Annotated in this window: 18 protein-coding genes; 9 read left to right on the top strand and 9 right to left on the bottom strand. The window is 63.0% G+C overall.

Annotation, left to right across the window (positions count from 1 at the left end):
- Positions 1-65: 65 nt before the first annotated feature.
- The 5 genes from H2LOC_RS09635 (at position 66) to H2LOC_RS09615 (ending at position 6,083) form a co-directional block, all read left to right on the top strand.
- The gene (locus H2LOC_RS09635; RefSeq protein WP_136496208.1) at positions 66-2,360 is read left to right on the top strand and encodes a Tad domain-containing protein; all 2,295 of its coding nucleotides are present in this window, start codon (positions 66-68) and stop codon (positions 2,358-2,360) included.
- A gap of 37 nt (positions 2,361-2,397) precedes the next feature.
- The gene (locus H2LOC_RS09630) at positions 2,398-2,973 is read left to right on the top strand and encodes a TadE/TadG family type IV pilus assembly protein (RefSeq protein ID WP_136496207.1); all 576 of its coding nucleotides are present in this window, start codon (positions 2,398-2,400) and stop codon (positions 2,971-2,973) included.
- The gene (locus H2LOC_RS09625; RefSeq protein ID WP_136496206.1) at positions 2,970-3,428 is read left to right on the top strand and encodes a TadE/TadG family type IV pilus assembly protein; all 459 of its coding nucleotides are present in this window, start codon (positions 2,970-2,972) and stop codon (positions 3,426-3,428) included. Before H2LOC_RS09630 ends, H2LOC_RS09625 begins: the two co-directional genes overlap by 4 nt.
- 530 nt (positions 3,429-3,958) lie before the next feature.
- Complete coding sequence (locus H2LOC_RS09620; RefSeq protein ID WP_136496205.1) at positions 3,959-5,785, top strand: TadE/TadG family type IV pilus assembly protein; 1,827 nt, start codon at positions 3,959-3,961, stop codon at positions 5,783-5,785.
- 58 nt (positions 5,786-5,843) lie between these two features.
- A complete protein-coding gene (locus tag H2LOC_RS09615) occupies positions 5,844-6,083 on the top strand; it encodes a hypothetical protein (RefSeq protein WP_136496204.1) in 240 nt (79 codons plus the stop codon).
- Positions 6,084-6,086: 3 nt separating this feature from the next.
- Here H2LOC_RS09615 and nth read toward each other — a convergent pair whose 3' ends face one another.
- Positions 6,087-6,776 (bottom strand): endonuclease III, encoded by a 690-nt coding sequence (nth, locus tag H2LOC_RS09610; RefSeq protein WP_136496203.1) that lies wholly within the window; start codon positions 6,774-6,776, stop codon positions 6,087-6,089.
- Positions 6,777-6,815: 39 nt separating this feature from the next.
- Here nth and H2LOC_RS09605 point away from each other — a divergent pair, with 39 nt between their 5' ends.
- On the top strand, positions 6,816-7,325 hold the full coding sequence (locus tag H2LOC_RS09605; protein ID WP_136496202.1) for a DUF2244 domain-containing protein: 510 nt from the start codon (positions 6,816-6,818) through the stop codon (positions 7,323-7,325).
- 3 nt (positions 7,326-7,328) lie between these two features.
- Here H2LOC_RS09605 and H2LOC_RS09600 read toward each other — a convergent pair whose 3' ends face one another.
- From H2LOC_RS09600 to H2LOC_RS09580, 5 genes are all read right to left on the bottom strand, one after another.
- On the bottom strand, positions 7,329-7,985 hold the full coding sequence (locus H2LOC_RS09600) for a DedA family protein (protein WP_136496201.1): 657 nt from the start codon (positions 7,983-7,985) through the stop codon (positions 7,329-7,331).
- 274 nt (positions 7,986-8,259) lie between these two features.
- Positions 8,260-8,622 carry a hypothetical protein gene (locus H2LOC_RS09595; RefSeq protein WP_136496200.1) on the bottom strand — a complete coding sequence of 121 codons (363 nt, stop codon included), beginning with the start codon at positions 8,620-8,622 and terminating at the stop codon, positions 8,260-8,262.
- Positions 8,623-8,999: 377 nt separating this feature from the next.
- Entirely contained in the window at positions 9,000-9,440 is a 441-nt protein-coding gene (locus tag H2LOC_RS09590) for a VOC family protein (RefSeq protein WP_136496199.1), read from the bottom strand.
- Between the two features lie 213 nt (positions 9,441-9,653).
- Positions 9,654-9,941 (bottom strand): hypothetical protein, encoded by a 288-nt coding sequence (locus H2LOC_RS21560; protein WP_136496198.1) that lies wholly within the window; start codon positions 9,939-9,941, stop codon positions 9,654-9,656.
- A 219-nt stretch (positions 9,942-10,160) separates the two neighbouring features.
- Entirely contained in the window at positions 10,161-10,394 is a 234-nt protein-coding gene (locus tag H2LOC_RS09580) for an FmdB family zinc ribbon protein (protein WP_136496197.1), read from the bottom strand.
- A gap of 321 nt (positions 10,395-10,715) precedes the next feature.
- On the opposite strand from H2LOC_RS09580, the gene H2LOC_RS09575 reads away from it, so the two are divergent.
- From H2LOC_RS09575 to H2LOC_RS09565, 3 genes are all read left to right on the top strand, one after another.
- Entirely contained in the window at positions 10,716-12,161 is a 1,446-nt protein-coding gene (locus H2LOC_RS09575) for a cation diffusion facilitator family transporter (RefSeq protein ID WP_246207097.1), read from the top strand.
- 77 nt (positions 12,162-12,238) lie between these two features.
- Positions 12,239-12,487, top strand: a complete 249-nt coding sequence (locus H2LOC_RS09570; RefSeq protein ID WP_136496196.1) for an exodeoxyribonuclease VII small subunit — start codon at positions 12,239-12,241, stop codon at positions 12,485-12,487.
- Positions 12,488-12,573: 86 nt separating this feature from the next.
- The gene (locus H2LOC_RS09565) at positions 12,574-13,128 is read left to right on the top strand and encodes a hypothetical protein (protein ID WP_136496195.1); all 555 of its coding nucleotides are present in this window, start codon (positions 12,574-12,576) and stop codon (positions 13,126-13,128) included.
- A 562-nt stretch (positions 13,129-13,690) separates the two neighbouring features.
- On the opposite strand, the gene H2LOC_RS09560 is transcribed toward H2LOC_RS09565, so the two are convergent.
- The 3 genes from H2LOC_RS09560 to H2LOC_RS09550 form a co-directional block, all read right to left on the bottom strand.
- Positions 13,691-15,787, bottom strand: coding sequence for a TadE/TadG family type IV pilus assembly protein (locus H2LOC_RS09560; RefSeq protein ID WP_162009741.1), 2,097 nt, complete (start codon positions 15,785-15,787; stop codon positions 13,691-13,693).
- A gap of 307 nt (positions 15,788-16,094) precedes the next feature.
- Positions 16,095-17,408, bottom strand: coding sequence for a DUF3422 family protein (locus H2LOC_RS09555; RefSeq protein ID WP_154331613.1), 1,314 nt, complete (start codon positions 17,406-17,408; stop codon positions 16,095-16,097).
- A gap of 134 nt (positions 17,409-17,542) precedes the next feature.
- Entirely contained in the window at positions 17,543-19,171 is a 1,629-nt protein-coding gene (locus H2LOC_RS09550) for an alpha-D-glucose phosphate-specific phosphoglucomutase (protein ID WP_154331612.1), read from the bottom strand.
- Between the last annotated feature and the right edge of the window lie 212 nt (positions 19,172-19,383).

The raw sequence follows: 19,383 nt of genomic DNA, 5'->3' as shown, positions 1-19,383 counted from the left end.
AAAATTTACCGATGTGCGCGAAGATGTCACAAAGATGATATGAGCCGAAATAGCGCCGCACGCCAATGATTTGTACCGAACGAAAGTCTTTTTGGTCCGACGTCCGTGGGACTGTCACGATCCTCGGGGCCGTAGCGATTCCCCTGCTGATGGGATTCGCCGCGCTCGCCGTGGAATATGGCGCGGGGTTGCTACATCAGGAGCAAAACCAGCGGACCGCCGATCTCGCTTCCTATATCGCCGCCACCTATTGCATCGCCAACGGCAACTGCGGCACGACGACCACGCTCGCCACCGCGCGCTCGATGGCGAACAACATTGCGGCGTTGAACGGCGTTCCCGCTGCGAGCGTTACGGTGAGCCTTGGAAATTCGCCGGCGAGCACGACCAGCCAGGCGGTCGCAGTCACGATACAGACGTCGCAGTATTTGTTTCTGGCTCCGATTCTGGGCTCGGGCAGGACCCTTTCGCCGACGGCGCGTTCCTATGCCCAGCTCAACGCCTCCGCCGTTGCGGCTCCTTGCGTTCTCGGGCTCAGCGCCAGCGCGGCGCTGTCCCTGAGCGGCGGCGTTTCGCTGACCGCGCCGTCTTGCGGCGTCGCCACCAACAACACTGTCGTCGTGCCGTGCGGGACAACGCTGACCGCCAGCAGCGTCAGCTACAATACGGTTGCGCCGACGGTCGGCTGCTCCAACATGACGCCGGCGACGGCGACAAAAATGGCGTCGACGGATCCGCTTGCGACCACGAGCCCGGTGACGACGGCGGAAGGCCGCATGTCCACCGTGACGGCGATAACGTCGCCCTCGGCGCCGAGCGTGACAGTTAGCGCGGCTGCGGGGGGCAGGGCCTGGCCGAGCAGCCTCACCAATCTCGGCTGGTACCCCACGACGACGGTGACGGACTCCTCGACGGGATGCACAGCGACCTGGAACAGCGGCTCCAGCGCCTGGACCATCAGCGGCTGCGCGTCGAACACATACAATATCAACAGCGCCATCGTGAGCGGCCCGGGCATGGTCTTCATGCCTTCGGGATCCTCTTCGGCGGTTTACAACTTCAATTACGCCGTCAGCACCAACTACACGACATCGTCTTTCGGGCCCGGAACCTACAACTTCCTTCAGCCCGTGTCCGCCGCCGGCGCGACGACTTTCGGAGCCGTGTCCAGCAGCGGCGGGACCACGACCTATGGCGTCGGGAACTTCAACTTCGCCCAGACCCTCAGCACGGCGGGCACGACCGTCTTCGGCGCAGGGAATTTCAATTTCGTCGGCTCCATCAGCCTTTCCGGCGTCACCATTTTCGGGGCTTCGACCGCTCCCTCGTCGAATGCGAGCCCCTCCACGACCACCTTCGCCTCGGGAAGCTACACCTATAATCTCAACCAGGGCCTGAGCGCGGGAGGCGGGAGCACCACGGCTTTCGGTCCCGGAACCTTCAACATCGGCGCGCCGTCCTCCACGACTTGCACGAACGGCTACGCCTATTCGATCTGCAACACTTCGACTTTGCTGTCCTTCGCGGGTCCCAGCACCTTCACGACATCGAAGGGCGTGTATTCGGGCGGCGGCACGGTCCTGACCATGGGCTCCGGCTCGACCGGCAACAGCTATCAGATCGGACGTTCCGGGGACGGCAATGCGCTCAACCTGACGGGCGGAGCCGTTGTGACTCTCGGCGACGCCACTTGCGCCGGCTGCGTCTTCCAGCTCAACGGCAATCTCGTCGACGGCGGCGGCCGCTGCACTTTGATCAGCGCCTCGGCCCAACACGACATCAACGGCTCGATGAACCTCCAGGGCGGCACCGTGCTCGGCACGGGCGTCTATACCGTGGCCGGCTATTTCGGCGCCGGCATCAGCAGCGGCGGCGCCGTCACCTGCACCATACCGAACTACAATGGCGGAGGTTCGTCTTCTTCCCAGTCGGTGGGCGTCTACGGATACGGCGTCACGGTCGCCTACGGCGCCAACGCCATAGCCTATACCGACAGCAGCAGAAACGCTTACGGCTTCTATGTCGGCGCCGGATTCACGAACTTCACGCTCGTCGCGCCGACGAGCTCGACCGCCGGGACCCAAAATCTCGCGGTTGCGGGACCCATGGCGGGCGGGACGGCCGCCGGCATATTCCTCGGAGCGGGCGCATCGAACACCACCATTTCGGGAGCGCTCTACACTCCGACCGGACCGTTCAGCATGTCCGGCGGCGCCTCGGTCGTAAACGGCGCCGGCGCATGTCTCGAGATCGTCGCCCAGACGATCTCGCTCTCGGGCGGCGCGGCGGCAGCCTCCACCTGCATCACCGGAACAGGCGGGACCAATTCGAGCGGGACGACGGTCTCGATCGTCAAGTAGCCGCTAAGGTCAAGTTTGATAACCGAGGTAGAATAATATGACCAAGATTCGCGCATGCTCAATGCGGCTGAGCATATGGCTGAAGGAGCAGCGCGGAACTGCCGGAGCCGAATTCGCACTTCTGGCGCCCATATATCTTTTGCTTATGGTCGGTACGGTCGACGTCGCCAATGCGCTGTATACCGATTTCAATCTTTCCTCGGCGCTCACCTCCGCCGCAAATTACGCCTTGACCAATGCCTCGCAGGTCAATTCCTCAGGCGGTGCGACTCTTGCGGCCAATCTCGCGGCTATCGTCGCCTCCAGCCATTCGACCAACTGGGCCAACGCCACCGTCACCGTGAACAATGGGCCTGCAGCGGCCATTACGGGCGGTGTGTCGAGCACCAGCGGAACGGCGTCCAGGGCCGACAGCTATTATTGTCCTACCGGCAAATTGGGCAGCCTAGTCTGGAACAGCGCCTATTCCAGCGCGGGCTCAGTCTGCCCTTCGGGAGGGCTCTCGGGGAAGTTCGTCGTCATCAGCGCATCCCGCTCATTCACGCCGCTTCTCCTGCCAAGCAGCTTCTTCAATGCCTCCGGAAGCGTCTGGAGCGTGGTGCAGGTCCAATGATCCATAATCGTTTTGTCAGCTTCCGGCGCGATGTGCGGGGGGCCACGTCGGTCGAATTCGGCTTCGTGGCCGTGCCGATGCTCATGTTCATTTTCGGCGCCATCGAATTCTCGCGCGCTTACTGGACCCAATCGTCGCTGGAGCAGACCGCCGCCACGGTCGCCCGCTGCATGGGCCTCGAACTATCCAACTGCGCCGTGAACAATGTCTACAACGCTGCTTTGACTCAAAGCTATGCGCAGACCGTTGCAGGAAAATGGGGCCTGACATTGCCCGCGAGCGACCTCACGCTCAATTCCACCGCCAGTTGCGGCGGCGTTTCCGGATTCTCCCAGGTAACGATAAACCATACATTCAACTCGATGGTCCCGGGCGTCGTAACCGTGCTGGGACATAACTTCGTCCTGACCGCCTCGGCCTGTTTCCCGAACGGCGGCGCCAGCGGAGGCGTTTGACCCCAGGCTCGTCGCGGCGCGTCCAGCGCCAGACCCTGTCGGCATGCTACCTGAGCACGGACCGAGGCCTCGGCGATCGAGGGGGCCGTCCCGGCGGGTTCCTCGATAAATCAAAGAAAACCCGAAGCTCTCGCCCTGGCGCGCTCTCAAACGCGCCTGTCCGCGGAGGCGCGGCCGCGCTGGAAATTCCGTGAAAGTTAATTCGACGCAAGCATTTGAACGGGTTTTGGGCGACGAGCCGGAAACTATGTCACAAATGCCTCCAACCCATTTTAGAGCCTACGTTATATAACAATACTCGTTCCACAGACATATAAAACATGGACTTGCCCGGAATTCGCGTAATCGAGGCTTTCTCCTGCGCCGCCGGCTTATTTGATCATCTTTATGTCTGAGTAGTGATTGCCCGCCTATGGTCGCCATGGTCCCCATTCGCCCGAGCGAATCGTCTCATCCCCTTGAAGGTGCGGCGTAAGCTTGTCCTGGAAAGTATTGCGCCGTTTGGCGACGAGAATTGATGGAGTAGGACAGTGTCCCGTCGAGCATCGCATAATCCGGAGCCTAACGCCGACCTGCCGCGTTCAGGTAAGAGCTTCCTCAGGGCGCGCTCGGGCGCCGTCACCCTCATGTTCGCTCTCGCAGCGATTCCCCTCATGCTCATTCTGGGCGTGGCGGTGGATTACGGCCGCGCGGTCAGCATGCGCACGCGGCTCCAGAGCGCCGTCGACGCCGCGGTTCTCCAGGTCGGGGCGCAGCCCGGTCTTTCCGCTTCTCAGCATCAGCTGCTCGCGAGCAACATCGTCAAGGCCGACCTCGGAACGGCTTCAGGCCTCAGTGTTCAGGTCACCGAAACCGACCTCGGCAGCGGCGTCTGGAAGGTGAGCGCCACCGGCACTCTCCAGACCGCGATCATGAACTTGGCCAATATTTCCGGGGTGACGCTCGGCGCCTCGGCCCAGGCGACCTCTCAGCTTACGACGCCGGGCGGAAATCCGATAACCAACATCAACATGCATTTTCTGGTCGACACGTCGCAGTCGATGGGCGTCGGCGCCGATCCGGCCGACCGCACCAAGATGTCGTCGAGCTCGCTGCAGTGCTCCTTCGCCTGCCACTCCGGCGTCGCGGCCTACACCACCTCGACAGACGCCTGCCGCGGACCTTCTTCGAGCGTCTCGATCGTCGACGGCGTGACCTACGCTCATCAGCAGAACATCAACCTGCGCATCGACGCGGTCAAAACCGCCCTCACCAACGCCATAACCCAGGCGAAGCAGATTTCGACGGCGAACGGCATCACCCTTCAGGCGGCGGTCTACAGCTTCGACAACAGTTTCCGCACGGTTCAGTCGCTGACCAGCAACTGGAGCTCGCTGACCACCGCCGTCGGTAAGCTCGACATCGCCGGCGCCAATAGTGCGGGAGGCGGCGGCACCAATCTGCAATCGGCGCTCTCCCAGGTCCAGAGCCTCGTCGGCACGAACGGCGACGGCTCGTCGTCCGGCAAACCGTTGAATTATGTCGTGGTGATTTCCGACGGTCTCTACGACAACGCCAATCCTCTCGCCACCACCTACACGGCTCCGCCGGCGCCCGTCTGCAAAAACTCGTACACATGCCAGGACAGGTGGGGCAACCAGTGCGGCACGCCCTATCAGAGCAGAAACGGGAATTATCAGTGCTATAATCAGGACTGGAACTACTGCAATCTCGTGACTCAAACCACCTGCACCAGCACCTATACCGGCACGAGCCTCGCCGGTAATTCCTCGCCGGGCTATTCCAACAGCCTCTACAACGGCAATGTCGGCAATGCCTCCAACGCCAAGAACGCCTATAACTATTCTCTCGACGCCAATTACAATGTGATGACCGGCGATCAGAAGAACGCCGATCACTGGGCGGTCGGCGCGGCGCAGACCGGCACGCTGTGCTATCCCAACGCTTCGAAATCGAACCCGCTCGGCGCGTCGCCCTATATCACGCCGACCGGCACGCCCAATGCGCCCCCGTGCATTCCGGACCCGGTCAATGGCGGCAATTTCGAGCTTGCTCCGGTCAGCCCGAGCTGGTGCCAGCCGCTGAGCAACGCCGGAGCGAAAGTGGTGACTCTCTACACCACCTTCGTTCTCGACAATCCGAGCCCGACCAATCCGACGGATTCCCAGTATTTCGACTGGCGCGTCTACTACATGCAGAACTACCCGGGGTTCATGACCTCGCTGAAGACCAATATGGCCGCCTGCGCCACTTCCTCCAACCTCGCCTATCAAGCCACCACTTCGAGCGACATCAACGCGGCGGTTGCGTCGATCATGGGGTCGCTGACCACTTCGCCGCTGCATCTCATAAAATAACGCCAGAGACCGGCGCCGTTCGCGGCGCCGGTTTCTCTCTTTCCAGAGGAGTTTCACGATGATGAAAAAACTGGCGGCGCTCTTGTTCGCCCTGCCGCTGACCGCCACTTTCGTCCACGCCGCCCCTTCGGACGCCGGCGATCATCCGCCCGGCATCGCGGCGCAGACCGCGAATCAGGCGGCCCCTTCGGCCGGCGGCTGCGCGCATTGCGCGGGGCGCGACTGCGCCGATTGTCCGTTCCATGTCGCCATGCAAGGGAATGTCGCCATGCCCGACGGCGACCACTGCGCGGACTGAGGTTCAGACCGTCTTGCCGGGATAGCGGCAAAGATCCGACAGGATGCAGGCCTCGCACAAAGGGCGCCGCGCCTTGCAGACGTAACGTCCGTGCAGAATCAGCCAGTGATGGGCGTGAAGCTTGAAACGGCCGGGCACGATTTTTTCGAGCCCGGCTTCGACCGTTTCGACGTTTTTCCCCGCCGCCAGCGGCAGCCGGTTGGAAACCCGGAAAATATGCGTGTCTACGGCGATCACCGGTTCGCCGAAGGCGATGTTGAGCACGACATTCGCCGTCTTGCGGCCGACGCCGGGCAGCGATTCCAGCGCCGCCCGGTCGCGGGGAACCTCGCCGCCGTAACGCTCGACCAAAATTCTGGACAGCGCGACGACATTTTTGGCCTTGGTGCGATAGAGGCCGATGGTCTTGACATATTCCTGCACCCGCTCTTCGCCCAGCGCAGCCATTTTTTCGGGAGTGTCGGCCACGGCGAACAAGCCGGCCGTCGCCTTGTTGACGCCGGCGTCGGTCGCCTGGGCGCTCAGCACTACCGCGACGAGCAGGGTGAAAACATTGGTGTGGATAAGTTCGCCGCGGGGGTGCGGCTCGGCCGCTTCGAAACGTTCGAAAATGGCGGATATGCGCGCCATTTCCACGCCCTTGCCCGGCCGCCCCGGCTTCTTGGGGCTTCTCCCTATCTGTTCCTCGGTCATGGGAGCGTTATAATCCCGTGAAGAAAGGGGCGAAAGCCAATGGCGACCAGCGTCCGGCCGGAGGAGCAGTGCATTTTTGCGACGCGCCTGACGCCATATCGCTCGCTCTCGCCTCGCGCCTTCAAGCGGTTCATCTTCATATTCTGCGGCGTCACTTTCGGCCTTTCGCTGCCGTTTTTCCTGATGGGAGCCTGGCCGGTGGCGGGTTTCATGGGCCTGGACGTACTGCTGCTCTACATTGCATTCAAGGCCAGTTTCCGCTCGGCCGGCGCCTATGAGACGGTGGGCGTCACGCCGCTCGAACTCGTGTTCGAGAAGGTTTCGGCTCACGGGCAGCGCAGGGTGTGGCGATTCAATCCTTACTGGGTGCGGCTCGAACAGGAAGTGCACGAGGAATTCGGCACCGAGCGAATTGCGCTGGTGTCGCGCGGCGAGACCGTGGAAATCGGCGCCTTCCTCGGTCCCGAGCAAAAGGCGGCGCTAGCGAGAGACCTGGACAAAGCGCTTTCGACCGCCCGACGCGGTCCCCGCTTCGAGACGTTCTCGTAGAACCTATAAAGGCAGCTCCGCGCTCTTTTCCGCAAGCGCGGCTTCCGCTTCGTCGATGAGGCGTTCCTCATGGAGGCGGAAATAGCGCCACAGCCACACGAGGCCGACAAAGACGATCATGAACATGATGAAGGCGAGTCTTCCCTCGACCAGCTGGAAGGCCGAGGTGAGATAATAGCCCCCGAGCCCGAAAATATGAGCCCATATCACGCCGCCGGCGGCGTTGAAGATGAAGAACTGCGCGGGCGGCAGCCGGTTGGCGCCGGCGAGAGGGGCCGCGAGCATGCGCAGCAGGGTGACGAAACGACCGATGAAGACGATCCATCCGCCCCAGCGCAGGAACAGATATTGTCCGAGCCTGAGCTTTTTGGGCGTCACTCCGATCCAGGGGCCGTAGCGCTCGAGCAGCGAGCTTCCATATTCGCGCCCCAGCCAATAGCCGATGTTGTCGCCGGCGATGGCTCCGCCGCCCGCCGCGAAAATAATGTCCTCGATCGAAAGCGCCCCGGTTTGTCCGGCATAGATCGCGGCTCCGACCAGCATGGTCTCGCCGGGCAGAGGCAGGCCTGCGCTTTCCAGCGACACCACGACGAAAATCGCCCAATAGCCGTACGCCGAGATGAGCTCGATGATTTGAGCCTGATCGAGGAAATGGTCCATGGTCCGGTTTCGCGTTGATCCGTCTCAGGGAGATACTACTCCAATATTTTCCGGTAAAGCCTGCTCCCATATTTTCGGGCAACGCCCGCCGAGCGCGCAGGTCGACGCGGCAAAGCGGCGGAGGCTCCCGCCCTTCGCCGGAGCGACCTGAATCCTGCGAGATCATGGGGTTGAGGTCCCGCGAGCCCCGGATTTTCGCAAGGCCGCGGCAGGGCGAATAAAAAAGCCTCTCCCTGGCGTGGGAGAGGCGGCCCGATTACGGGTTGGCTCATTTTTACTGCAGGCAGATGCGGCCGGCATACCAGGGGGAGCCACGTAGCGCCGACACCGGGGCGCCCAGCGTCTCGTCGTCGTAAAAACTGACGCCCTCATGCAGCACCGGCTCCAGCACATGGACGAGACCATGGAGCAGCGGCTGGTCCGTCCCGCTGATCTGGCGGCGGAGCGCGTCGATCGCCTCGTCGTTGGCGCGCCGTCCGAAATCCCGGACGATGGCGGCCACGAATCGACCTACATTCATCCCGTTCTTGACCGCCACGGCGGCGACCCGCTCGGCGAAGCTGCCCCCGATGCAGCAAACGGCGGCCTCCGCGACATTGGCGTTCGAACAGGAATGGATCAGGTCAGCGATCAACATAACGTCCTCCTTCTCCGTTTCTCGTCATGCGGGCTTGTCCGGCTTTCTCCGCTGGTTCCCCTTAACATTTCGCACGCGATGCAGCGGCGGGGACGCCGTCGCAAGCCCGACGCATTTTCTTCGTGGCGCTCGTTCGCCCGGCTTCATAAGGCGTCGACCGCGCATTGGCGTTAAGCAAAATTTGCGCCTTTGCCGCGACGCCGCCATACGGCGGACATTGTCGCGAGGGCGCCCCATAGGAGCGCCGCGAGGCCGGCCTGGCTGGCGGCGCATTCCGGCCCAGGTCGCTTAAAGGATCCAACGCGCAAAGGGCGCAGTGGTTCCAGAGCTTCAGCGTAATTATGTGCTGCGCCGCGGCGCGCCAAGCTCGAGGCTCGTCACCAAACCCCGATATTTTGCATGGACGTCCACGGCTCCCGCGGCGGGAGCGGCGCGTCGCACTGCAACAGCTCTATCGAAATATTATCCGGCGAACGGATGAAGGCCATGTGACCGTCGCGCGGCGGGCGATTGATGGTCACGCCGGCGGCCAGGAGACGCGAGCAGGTCTGGTAGATATCGTCGACGGCGAAGGCGACATGACCGAAATTGCGCCCGCCCGAATATATCTCGGGGTCCCAGTTGAAGGTCAGTTCGAGCAGAGGCGCATCTTCGTCCCGGGCCGCGGCCGCGTCGCCGGGGGCGGCGAGATAAACCAGGGTGTAGCGCCCCTTGTCGTTCTCACTGCGGCGGATTTCGACCATCCCGAGAGCGCCGCAGTAAAAGTCGAGCGAGCGCTGCAGATCGGCGACCCGCACCATGGTGTGGAGATAGCGCATGAAGCGTCCTTTTGAATTCGACAAGGCCTATCTAGCGCTCGCGGCGCGAGAACGCAGCCGGAAGCAAACGCGATTTTCCGGCCCGTCGAGCGATGCGAGCCGGAAACCGCGCAGGCTTTTTAAATCACGACCGTTAATGCGGAGCATATCGCGGCGGAAAAACTCCGCCGGCTTTCCTGTGCGGTTCCCTCGCGGGTCGAAGCCCGCGGGACCTCAGGCGGCGGCCCGGCGCTGCTGGCACATTTCCTTCAGATCGTCGAGAACCAGCCGCAGCCCGGCGGTCGCGGCGGTCTCCGCCGGACGGCGGTAGCGGCTTTCCGCATCGATCAGGGGAATGATTCGCTTCTCGTTCCACCACCAGAGGAAAGCGCAGGCGGCGGCGATCGCGGCCAGCGCCGTGTAGGGCTCATGGGGAGCCAGGAAGGAGAGGTCCGGCGCGCATTCTTTGGCGTATTCGCAGGCGTCAGACCAGTCTTGCAACCAGGTTCTGAAGGATTCCATACCAGTTCCTCACTTCCGGTTTTGCATCGCAGCACGCATCGCCACACAAAACATATCGTATCACGACATATACTACATTGCTATTGGTAAAATATAGCTGAATCCGACGCGAATGGGCAGCGACCTATTGGCGCAGTCTTGCGGTTGTGCGATGCGACAGAATCGAGTTTGAGGCGAGCGGAGCGCCGGCTCCGACCGCCCGAGCGCCGCCCCGCCGCGCTATTTCTTCAGTCCCTGTTCCGACTTGTTGAAATTGGAGAGGTCTCCCTCGCGCGCGGCCCGCTGCCGCCATGATTTGGCGATGGCCGGATATTTGATTTCAGAGCAGATCCTGGCCACCTGCTGCTGCAGCTTTTCGCTGCCGCAGGCAGGGCAGGCGGGAGTGTCCGACGCGCGCACCAAAAGTTCGAACTCGGCGGCGCAATCCTGGCAGTGATAGGCGTAAAGCGGCATCGATCCTCGCGGGCCCTTGTCTGAAAGGGAACAAAGTCTTCGACGACACCACGCAAGCAAATATTGCGCCAAACTACTGGGGCGGATTCGGCGCCGATAGCGCCGCTATTACGCCGGGCCTCTCGCCGAGGCGACGCTGGAGCGCCTTCGGTTTTGACGAAATCAAGGCCGGCCTCGCCCAGCCCCGGGGACCGGGGCCGGCCGCAAAGCGGCTTTCCAGCGCGCCGGCGCCGCTTTCGCCCGCTCGGGGCGCAAGCGCGTCCGCCGGGGCCCGCATCCGAAACGGGTGCGGCGTTTGCGCGCGCCGGCGCGAATTGCTACTTGTCCGGCTCGGCCGAAGAGCCGGCCTCCCTCTCAACCAGCCTCACGCTCATGACCGACGAACTCGAGTTTGCAGAGCCTTCCGAGAAGCTGGGCGCCGCCAAGGCGTCCATCGCCGCGAGCGCCGTTCTCGCCCTCGCCAAGCTTGCGGCGGGGCTCTGGTCCGGGTCGCTGTCGCTCCTTTCCGAGGCCGGCCACGCCGGGGTCGACACCGGCGCGACGATCCTGACCTATTTCGCCGTGCGCGCTGCGGACAAGCCCGCCGACGAGGAGCACCACTACGGCCACGGCAAGATCGAGTCTCTCGCCGCTCTGGTGGAGACCGGGTTGCTCTTCGGGCTGGCGCTGGTGGTGGTGGCGGAGGCGGTGCGCCGGCTCGGCGAAGGCGACCATGACATCGACGCCGGCTGGCCCGTCTTCGCCGTGCTGGGCGGCTCGATCCTGATCGATTTCGTCCGCTCCCGGCAGCTGTCCCGAATCGCCGAGGCGGAGGGCAGCGAGGCGCTCGCCGCCGACGCGCTTCATTTCGCGAGCGACCTCATTTCTTCCGTGCTCGTGCTGCTGGGGCTCGCGGCGACGCATTTCGGCTTCGTGGCCGGCGACGCCGTCGCCGCGTTCGGCGTCGCGCTGTTCATCGCGGTGGCGGGGTTTCGGCTCGGCCGGCGCACCATCGAGACCCTGCTCGATGCGGCGCCGAAGGAGCTGGTTCCGCATTTCAACCAGATCATCAACGACGTTCCCGGCGTCATCGCTCTGGAGAGCCTGCGGCTGCGCACCGTGGGCGCCAAGGTCATCGGAGAGGCCTCCATCGCGGTTTCGCGCACTTTGAGCGTCGAACAGGCGGCGCGCATCAAGGCCTTGGTCAATCGCGCCATCGCGGCGGATTCCGCCAATGCGGAAATCACGGTCACCATCGAGGCGCGCGCGCTGGACGACGAGACCATGATCGAACGCATCCTGCTCGTCGCGGCGCGGCGGCATCTGCAGTCGCATCACATCGTCGTGCAGCAGCTCGACGAAAAACTCTCCATCAGCCTGGACATGGAAATGGAAGGGGAGCTGGAGCTCGCCCGCGCCCATGCCGTCGCCTCGGAATTCGAGAGCGCGCTGCGGGACGAGTTCGGGGCCGATACGGAAATCGACACCCATCTCGAGCCGCTGGCGCCGCATGTTCTCATCGGCCGCGACGCCGACCCCGCCATGCGCGCCGCGGTCGAGAACTCGCTGCAGCGCCATGCCGCTGCGGAAGGGGCCGTTCACGACGTCCACGACGTGCGCGTTCGCGGCACCTCGAGCGGGCTGGTGGTCAATTATCACTGCCGTTTCGACGAAATGCTGACGGTCGAGGCCGTGCACGAGGCGCTCGACGGCATGGAGCGCAAGCTGCGCGAGGAGTTTCCGACCATCTTGCGCATCGCCGGCCACCCCGAGCCGATCGGCGCGTGACCGCCCGCCAGGGCGTTCGCAATTTCCCGGGCGATCGGGTAGAACTCTCGCAACCGCCGAAATCAAGAGAATATCCCTTGTCCGAAGCCCTCGCCGAAATCGACTCCATGCCTTTCGAGAAGGCTATGCAGGAACTCGAGGAAATCGTTTCCAGGCTGGAAAAGGGCTCGGTTTCGCTCGATGAATCCGTGAAGCTCTACGAGCGCGGCGACGCGTTGAAGAAGCGCTGCGACGCCTTGCTGGCGCAGGCCGAGGCGCGTATCGAAAAAATCAATCTCGGCGACAACGGCGCGCCCAAAGGCGTGGCTCCGCTCGACGTCGGCTGATTTGCCAAGGTGGGCGAAACAGGCGAAGCTGCCGCCCGCCCGGCTTCGGGCGCACAGGGAAATCTTTTTTCGCAGGAGTTGAGGTCATGGCCGAGCAACAGGGCGAATCGACGGCTCACGGCTTTTTCAGGCGCGACTGGCCCTATATCGCGATGCTTATCGCCGCCATCGTCGGCGTCGCCTTCGCCAGCGTCATGCCCGTGGCGACGACCTATTATTGGGAATTCCTCGTCCCCTGTTTCGCCGCGGTCTGCGTCTGGACCCGCCTGCACGACGCGCAGCATCAGGCGCTTCTCGGGCGCCTCATTCGCATCGAGGCGCTGCATTGGGGCGCGGTCTTCGTCGCCATGCGCATCGTCACCATGTCCGACGTCAGCCAGATGGTGAATGTGGTCGCCACGCCTCTGCTGGTTCTCACAGTGCTGGCGCTCGGCACTTTTACCGCGGGGGCGCAGATCGGGGCCTGGCGCATTTGCGTCGTCGGCCTGATCCTGGGAATCAGCGTGCCTTTCATCGCCTGGCTCGATCGCTCGACCCTGCTCGTGACGCTGATAGCGCTCGTCGTCGGCGCCATCGCCGCCTTCGTCTGGGGCCATCATAAGGGGTCGCCGAGGGCGTCCTCCTCGCATTTGCGGCTGTAGAATTCCGCGCGGCGCCGACAGGGGCGCGGATGGGGTTTGTGGTCGCCGGCGTGAGAGCGGCGACCGCGCGTCGAAGACCTTTCTATCGTCCGCTGCACTGGAAATTCCGACCCGAAGCCGAATTCAATAAAAATATCCTTCTATTTCCGACTGGTTGAATCGGTCTCAGAGCATTTTCAAGCTTGGACATTTACGGATCGGCGGTCGCTTCTCGTCGTCATGACCGGGCATTCGCGCCAAGACGCAGCGAACCGAAATCAAGCAAGACTGCATTATTTTCAGGATCTGCGCGGCTTCGTGGCGTGGCGGCTGCGACAAGCACAGGCACGGCGCCGGCATTGACCCGCTAGAAGCCTAGCCACTGATGGGAGTGGGCAGTTTGGCTCGCTCTGGTCGCCCGTGGTCCGATACTGGTTTCACGAGAGGGGCAGAGCGTTTCCAGCCGAAGTGGGCGCCGTTTCGGCGTGGGAAACGCGTAAAACACTCTAGCGACGCAGCAAGGAACCCAGGGATTGCTCATCCCTGGGTCCCTTGCCGCACTCTCAATCAGTCGAGGTCCAAATTACTTCGTCAGATGCAGCGGCGCCGCCGTGGCCGAACTCGCGATCGCGCTGAAGGCGCTGTTCAGCGAGACCGAGTCGGTCGCGAGATAAGCGTAGGTCGGCTGCGACGCGCATTGCTGCAGAAGCGAGGTGACATGGTTCTGTTGCGCCGTGGTCAGAAAGCCGGCGTGATTGAACATGACGGTGTAGATCTTCACCCCAGCCGCTTTGGCGTTGGTGCAGGCCGCCGTCAGGCGATTATCGAAATAGGTCGCCGCGGCGGTGTAGGTCTGAGCGCTGTTGGCGGACCAGAGCCGGTTGGCGCCGAGATAGCCATAGGCCGAGTAGTCGGAAACATTCGGCGTGTTGATGCTGGTCGAATTATTGCCGTTGTCGATCAGCTCGTTGACGCCGTCGGTCATCAGAACGATCACCTTCTGCACGCCGGGGGTGTTGTAAGCCTTGCCGTCGGAATAGGGCGCGTTGGGCGACAAGGTGCGCCATGCCCACATCAGACCTTCCGAGATCACCGTGCCGCCGCTCATCCAGTAGTTGAGGTTGGAGATCGCGGAGATGACATTGCCCTGGTTGTTGGTCAGGCGCACGACCGGGTCGGGGCAGCCGGCGTTGGGGCCGTAGGTGTAGCCTGCGGCGTCGGGGGTCTCCTGGATGATCGCGGCCTTGGTGGTTCCGTCGTATTTCAGGAGATATTGGCCGCCGCTCCAATTGGGATAGGACAGCGCCGCCCATCCCCAATTGTTCGGAATGGTTCCGTCATAGAGGTAGTTGTTGTGGAACCCCTTGGTCGTGGACGAGTAGGCTCCCGCGGCCACCGTGCTCCAGGTGAAGGGGGAATAATCCGGCTCGTCGGGCCAGAAGTAAGGCACGAATTTCGACAGCGGATCGCTGGCCGAGGGGGGCGTGTCGGTCACGTCGTAATCCTGCGACGCGGTCAACGACGTTCCGTAAGTGCCATTGTACCATGAGACGTCGGTCTTGGTCGGACGCGCCTCCACGCAGCCTTTCCAGGTGGCCGCTTTGCCAGTGCTGGTCATGACGCGGCTGAACAGGTCGTAATTGCTGATGACGCCCGGACCGGGATTTTCCAGCCACTCGCAGCCGCCCGTCGAATGCAGCCCCCAAATATCCTTGCCGACGGTGAGAAAGCCGTTCGGAACGGTGTAGGTCTTCTTGGTCTGGGGCGATTTCCAGCTATAGGTCAGCAAAGGCGGGATCGTATTGGGCGTGATGCCGCTGCTCGCCGCATGGGCCGAGGCGACGCCGAACAATTCCTGGGCGATGCGCCGGAAAGGATTGATCATCTCGATCAGATCATTGGCGTCGCCGCTTCCGCCGGCGCCGGCGCCGCCGCTTCCGCCGCCGCCGGACGACGATCCCCAATTCGGCGTGCAGCCGCTGTTTTGCGTCAGCCAAGTCCAGACATACCAGTTGCCGTTCCAGGGCGAACCGGCTGTCGTGTCGACCATGCTCATGTCGGTCAATCCGGGATTGACCGCAGCCACATAAGGCACGACCGAAACGCGCACAGAGCCGTTCTGCCCCGCCGACATCACCGTCTGGACGAGGGTCGTCGCGGCGCTTTTCAGGTCGGACATATTGTTCATCATGGAGCCGGTGTTATCCAGCGCGAGCGCCAATTCCAGCGGCGCCTGAGAAGAGACGCCGATGGTCTGCGCCGTCGACGTCACGCTCACATTCAGCGAATTGATGTGCGCGATCTTCATCACCGTCGTCGGCAGCGTCGCCGTGACGTTCACCGTGTAGGTGCCGGGCAGCGGCTCCGATTCCGTCGCCTGCAGGTTGACGGTCGACGCCAGCGATCCCAGATTCGCCTGCAGCGCATTCAGGACGATCTGCTGGCGCGCCGCCTGGGTGAGCGCTGATCTTGCTCCTGCGCTCAAGACGGCGGCGTCCGCCGCCTGCTGCAGCCGCGACTTCAGGGAAGCCGTGCGCGCATAGTCGGCGGCGACGCCCAGGGCCAGCATGAGCGGCACTGCCGCCAGGGCGAACAGAATCGCGACCGAGCCCGAGCGCTCTTTCAGCGCAGCGCGTAAATCACGGATGGGGGCAGCAGAGGGACGAGTCTCATTATCCATTGTTTTCATTCCACCAATGCAGTCCGCGAAAACATCCGGGCTAGAAATTAAAAAAGAGTGGTTTGAACCGCAGAGAATTCAGCCGTTTGAAAGCATTTTGCGCCTTCGTCGGCGCTTTATGCTTGTGGAGAATAAGTTTAGGCCGAAGAGGCGGCGTTCGAATTTTTGGTTGAGAAATGCTCAATAGCAATATCGCAGGATTTCATGCCTGTTCCAGCCGATCGGATGACGAGCGAAGCAAGCTCCCATCGAGCGGATATCCCATCATCATTCGGTGAAAACCGGTTCGGCGACCCCGAAAAAGGCCTCAGTCGACCTGCTCCTCCTTGGCCGCTTTCTTGGAAAGATGCCGCAGCCGTTCCATGAACAGCCAGGAAGCGAGAATCGACAAGGGAAGGGACAGCGCCGTGACTTCCTCTGCGGTCATTGCGGCGGGCAGCCAGCCGGCGTCCTCCACGCCCTTGGCGACGAAAGCGCTCAGGCCCAGGAGGTAATAAGTCAGCGCCGCGGTCGAGATGCCCTGCACGATGCGCTGCAGGCGCAGCTGCAGCCGCGCGCGGCGGTTCATGTCGTCCAGCAGGCTGCTGTTCTGGCGCTCCAGCTCGAAGGTGAGGCCCGTGCGCATCAGGGTGATCGCGCGCTCGACCTGGCTGGAAAGACGCGCCTCCCGCGCCTCCACGGCGTTGCAGGTCTCGATCGCGGGATCGAGCCGGGCGCGCAGGAAGGCGGAAAGCGTGACATATTCGCCCTCCTTGGTTTCCTGCAGCAGCTCCAGCCGGTGCTTCACCAGCGCGTGGTAAGCGCGGCTCGCGCCGAAGCGGAAGGCGGTCCTGGTCGCCAGCGCCTCGCTCGCCGCCAGAAGGTCCGACAGTCTCTGCAACAGATCCTGATTGGTGCGGGCGTCCTGCAACTGGCTCAGCGCATGGGTGATGCCGGAAACCTCGCGCTCCATCGCGCGCAGCTCGGGGCTGGCGCGGCGCGCCTCGGGCAGGCCGAGCAGCGCCAGCGTGCGATAGGTTTCGACCTCCAGCGCGCGCTGCGCGACGCGGCCCGCGCCGAGTTCGCCGGCGGCGTTGTAGCGGATCGCCATGCGGGTGAAGCCGTAGGCGTCGAGCGCGAAATCCGTCAGCACATGGGCCGCGCCCTTTGCGGCGCCGATGACGCAGAGGCTTTGCGAATTGAACAGCGCCGCGAGGCTTTCGAGATCATGCCCGCCGTCCACGACGCAAAGATGCGTCGCCACGATCAGCCGGCCGGGCGCGCGAAAGTCGATCTCGCCGCTTCTCAACGGGTCGGGATGCGAGAAGGGCGTTTGCGCGCCTTCTGAGGTGGACCAGGTGTAGGTGGTGAATTCGGTGTGCTGCTCCCAGCGCAATTCCCAGGCGCCGAAGCTCATCGTCAGGAATTTGGCGTCGCTCGCCGCCTCGCCCGGATGCGCCGTGGCGAGGCGTTCGATCTCCTCGCGGTCGTTACGGGCTTCGTCCTCATTGGTCGCGAAGGCGAAATGATAGACGCGGCGCGGCGTCGCGAGCGGCAGAAAAGGCCGGGCGTGAAGCTCGGCCATGATCGCTGCGCGCGATTCATGCTCGGGGAAAGAGCCGCGGGCGACGGACTGCAACATGGCTTGGCCTCTTATACGGCTTCCGCGAGATCGCTTCGCGATACGCGGACGCGACCGCCGCAAAAATCACCGATCGGCATCGATTTCTGCGGCGAAGGGATATGAAATGCCGCTCCAAAAGAGCGGAATTCGCATCAGGTGATCACGCTCGGCTCGGCGCGGCCGGTGAAGCGCTCGATATCCGCGATCGAGCGCGACTGGCCGATGAGATCCGAAAGCGCGGCCTGGGTTTCGATGTCCTGTAGCGCCGCGTCGGGCTGGTAGCGCTCGATATAGACGCGTAGCGTCGCGCCCGCGGTGCCGGTGCCGGAGAGTCGATAGACGATGCGCGAACCGTCCGCGAACATCAGGCGCAGGCCCTGATTGGCGGAGTCGGAGCCGTCGACCGGATCGTGATAGGCGAAGTCGTCGGCGTCGGCGATTTCGAGCCCGCCGAAGGTCTTTCCCTTTAACGTCGGCAGTCCGTCGCGCAGATTTTTGATCAGCGCATTGGCGCCGTCGGCGTCGACTTCTTCGTAGTCGTGACGCGAATAATAATTGCGGCCGTAGGTCGCCCAATGCTCTCGCACTATCTCGTCGACGCTTCTCTTGCGCGCGGCGAGAATATCGAGCCACAGCAGCACCGCCCACAGCCCGTCTTTTTCGCGCACATGGTTGGAGCCCGTGCCCGCGCTTTCTTCGCCGCAGATCGTCACCAGCCCGGCGTCGAGCAGATTGCCGAAAAACTTCCAGCCGGTGGGCGTTTCGTAAATGGCGATTCCCATCTTTTGCGCCACGCGGTCGGCGGCGCCGCTGGTCGGCATGGAGCGGGCGACGCCGGCGATCCCATTGCGGTAGCCCGGGGCGAGATGGGCGTTGGCGGCGAGAATGGCGAGACTGTCGGAGGGCGTCACGAAACGCGAGCGTCCGATGATGAGATTGCGGTCGCCGTCGCCGTCTGACGCCGCGCAGAGATCAGGCGCCAGGGCGGACATCGCGAGGTCGTAGAGATGCCTGGCGTGGACGAGATTGGGATCGGGATGGTGATGGCCGAAATCGGGCAGGGGCACGCCGTTGAGCACGCTGCCTTTGGCCGCGCCCAGCGCGTCTTCGAGGATCGCGCGCGCATAGGGGCCGGTCACGGCCGACATGGCGTCGAATTTGATCGCAAAGCCGCGTCTGAAGGCGTCGCGGATGCGGTCGAAGTCGAACAGCGTCTGCATCAGCGCCTGATAATTCTGCACGCTGTCGACGATTTCGATTTTCATGTCGCCGATTTGCGAGACGCCGAGTCGGTCGAGTTCGACGTCGCTCGCCTCTATGATCTTGTATGAATCGATGATGCGGGTGCGGGCGTAGATCGCCTCGGTGATCTTTTCCGGCGCCGGGCCGCCGTTGGAAATATTGTATTTGATGCCGAAATCGCCGTCCGGCCCGCCGGGATTATGGCTGGCGGAAAGCACGATTCCGCCGAAGGCTTTTATCGAGCGGATCAGCGCCGAGACGGCGGGGGTCGAGAGAATGCCTCCCTGTCCGACCACCGCGCGGCCAAAGCCGTTGGCGGCCGCGATTTTCAGGATTTTCTGCACCGCCTCGCGATTGTAGTAACGGCCGTCGCCGCCGACCACGAGAGTCTGGCCCGCAAAGCCTTCGAGGCTGTCGAAAATCGCCTGGACGAAGTTCTCGACATAATTGGCCTGCTGGAAGACGGGGACTTTCTTGCGCAGCCCGGAGGTGCCGGGGCGCTGGTCCTGATAGGGCGTGGTCGGAACAGTCTTTATCATCGGCGGGCGCTCCAGGGTGTTTTCGAGCGAAGTGGATACCGGTTCGCCTGAAGAAAACACGATAAAACTATCAAACCTTGGAGTCTTTCCGGTCAAAACCGGAAACACTCCAAGGCTGCGGCGGGGGCGAATCGCGCCCCATGGCCGGAGACCCCTTTGTTAAAGCGAAATGTGGCGGATTAGGAAGTGGGGGCGGGCGGCGCTACGATTGG

The sequence above is a fragment of the Methylocystis heyeri genome (assembly GCF_004802635.2).
Classification (GTDB): Bacteria; Pseudomonadota; Alphaproteobacteria; order Rhizobiales; family Beijerinckiaceae; genus Methylocystis; species Methylocystis heyeri.
This window is presented reverse-complemented; position numbering and strand designations above follow the sequence as displayed.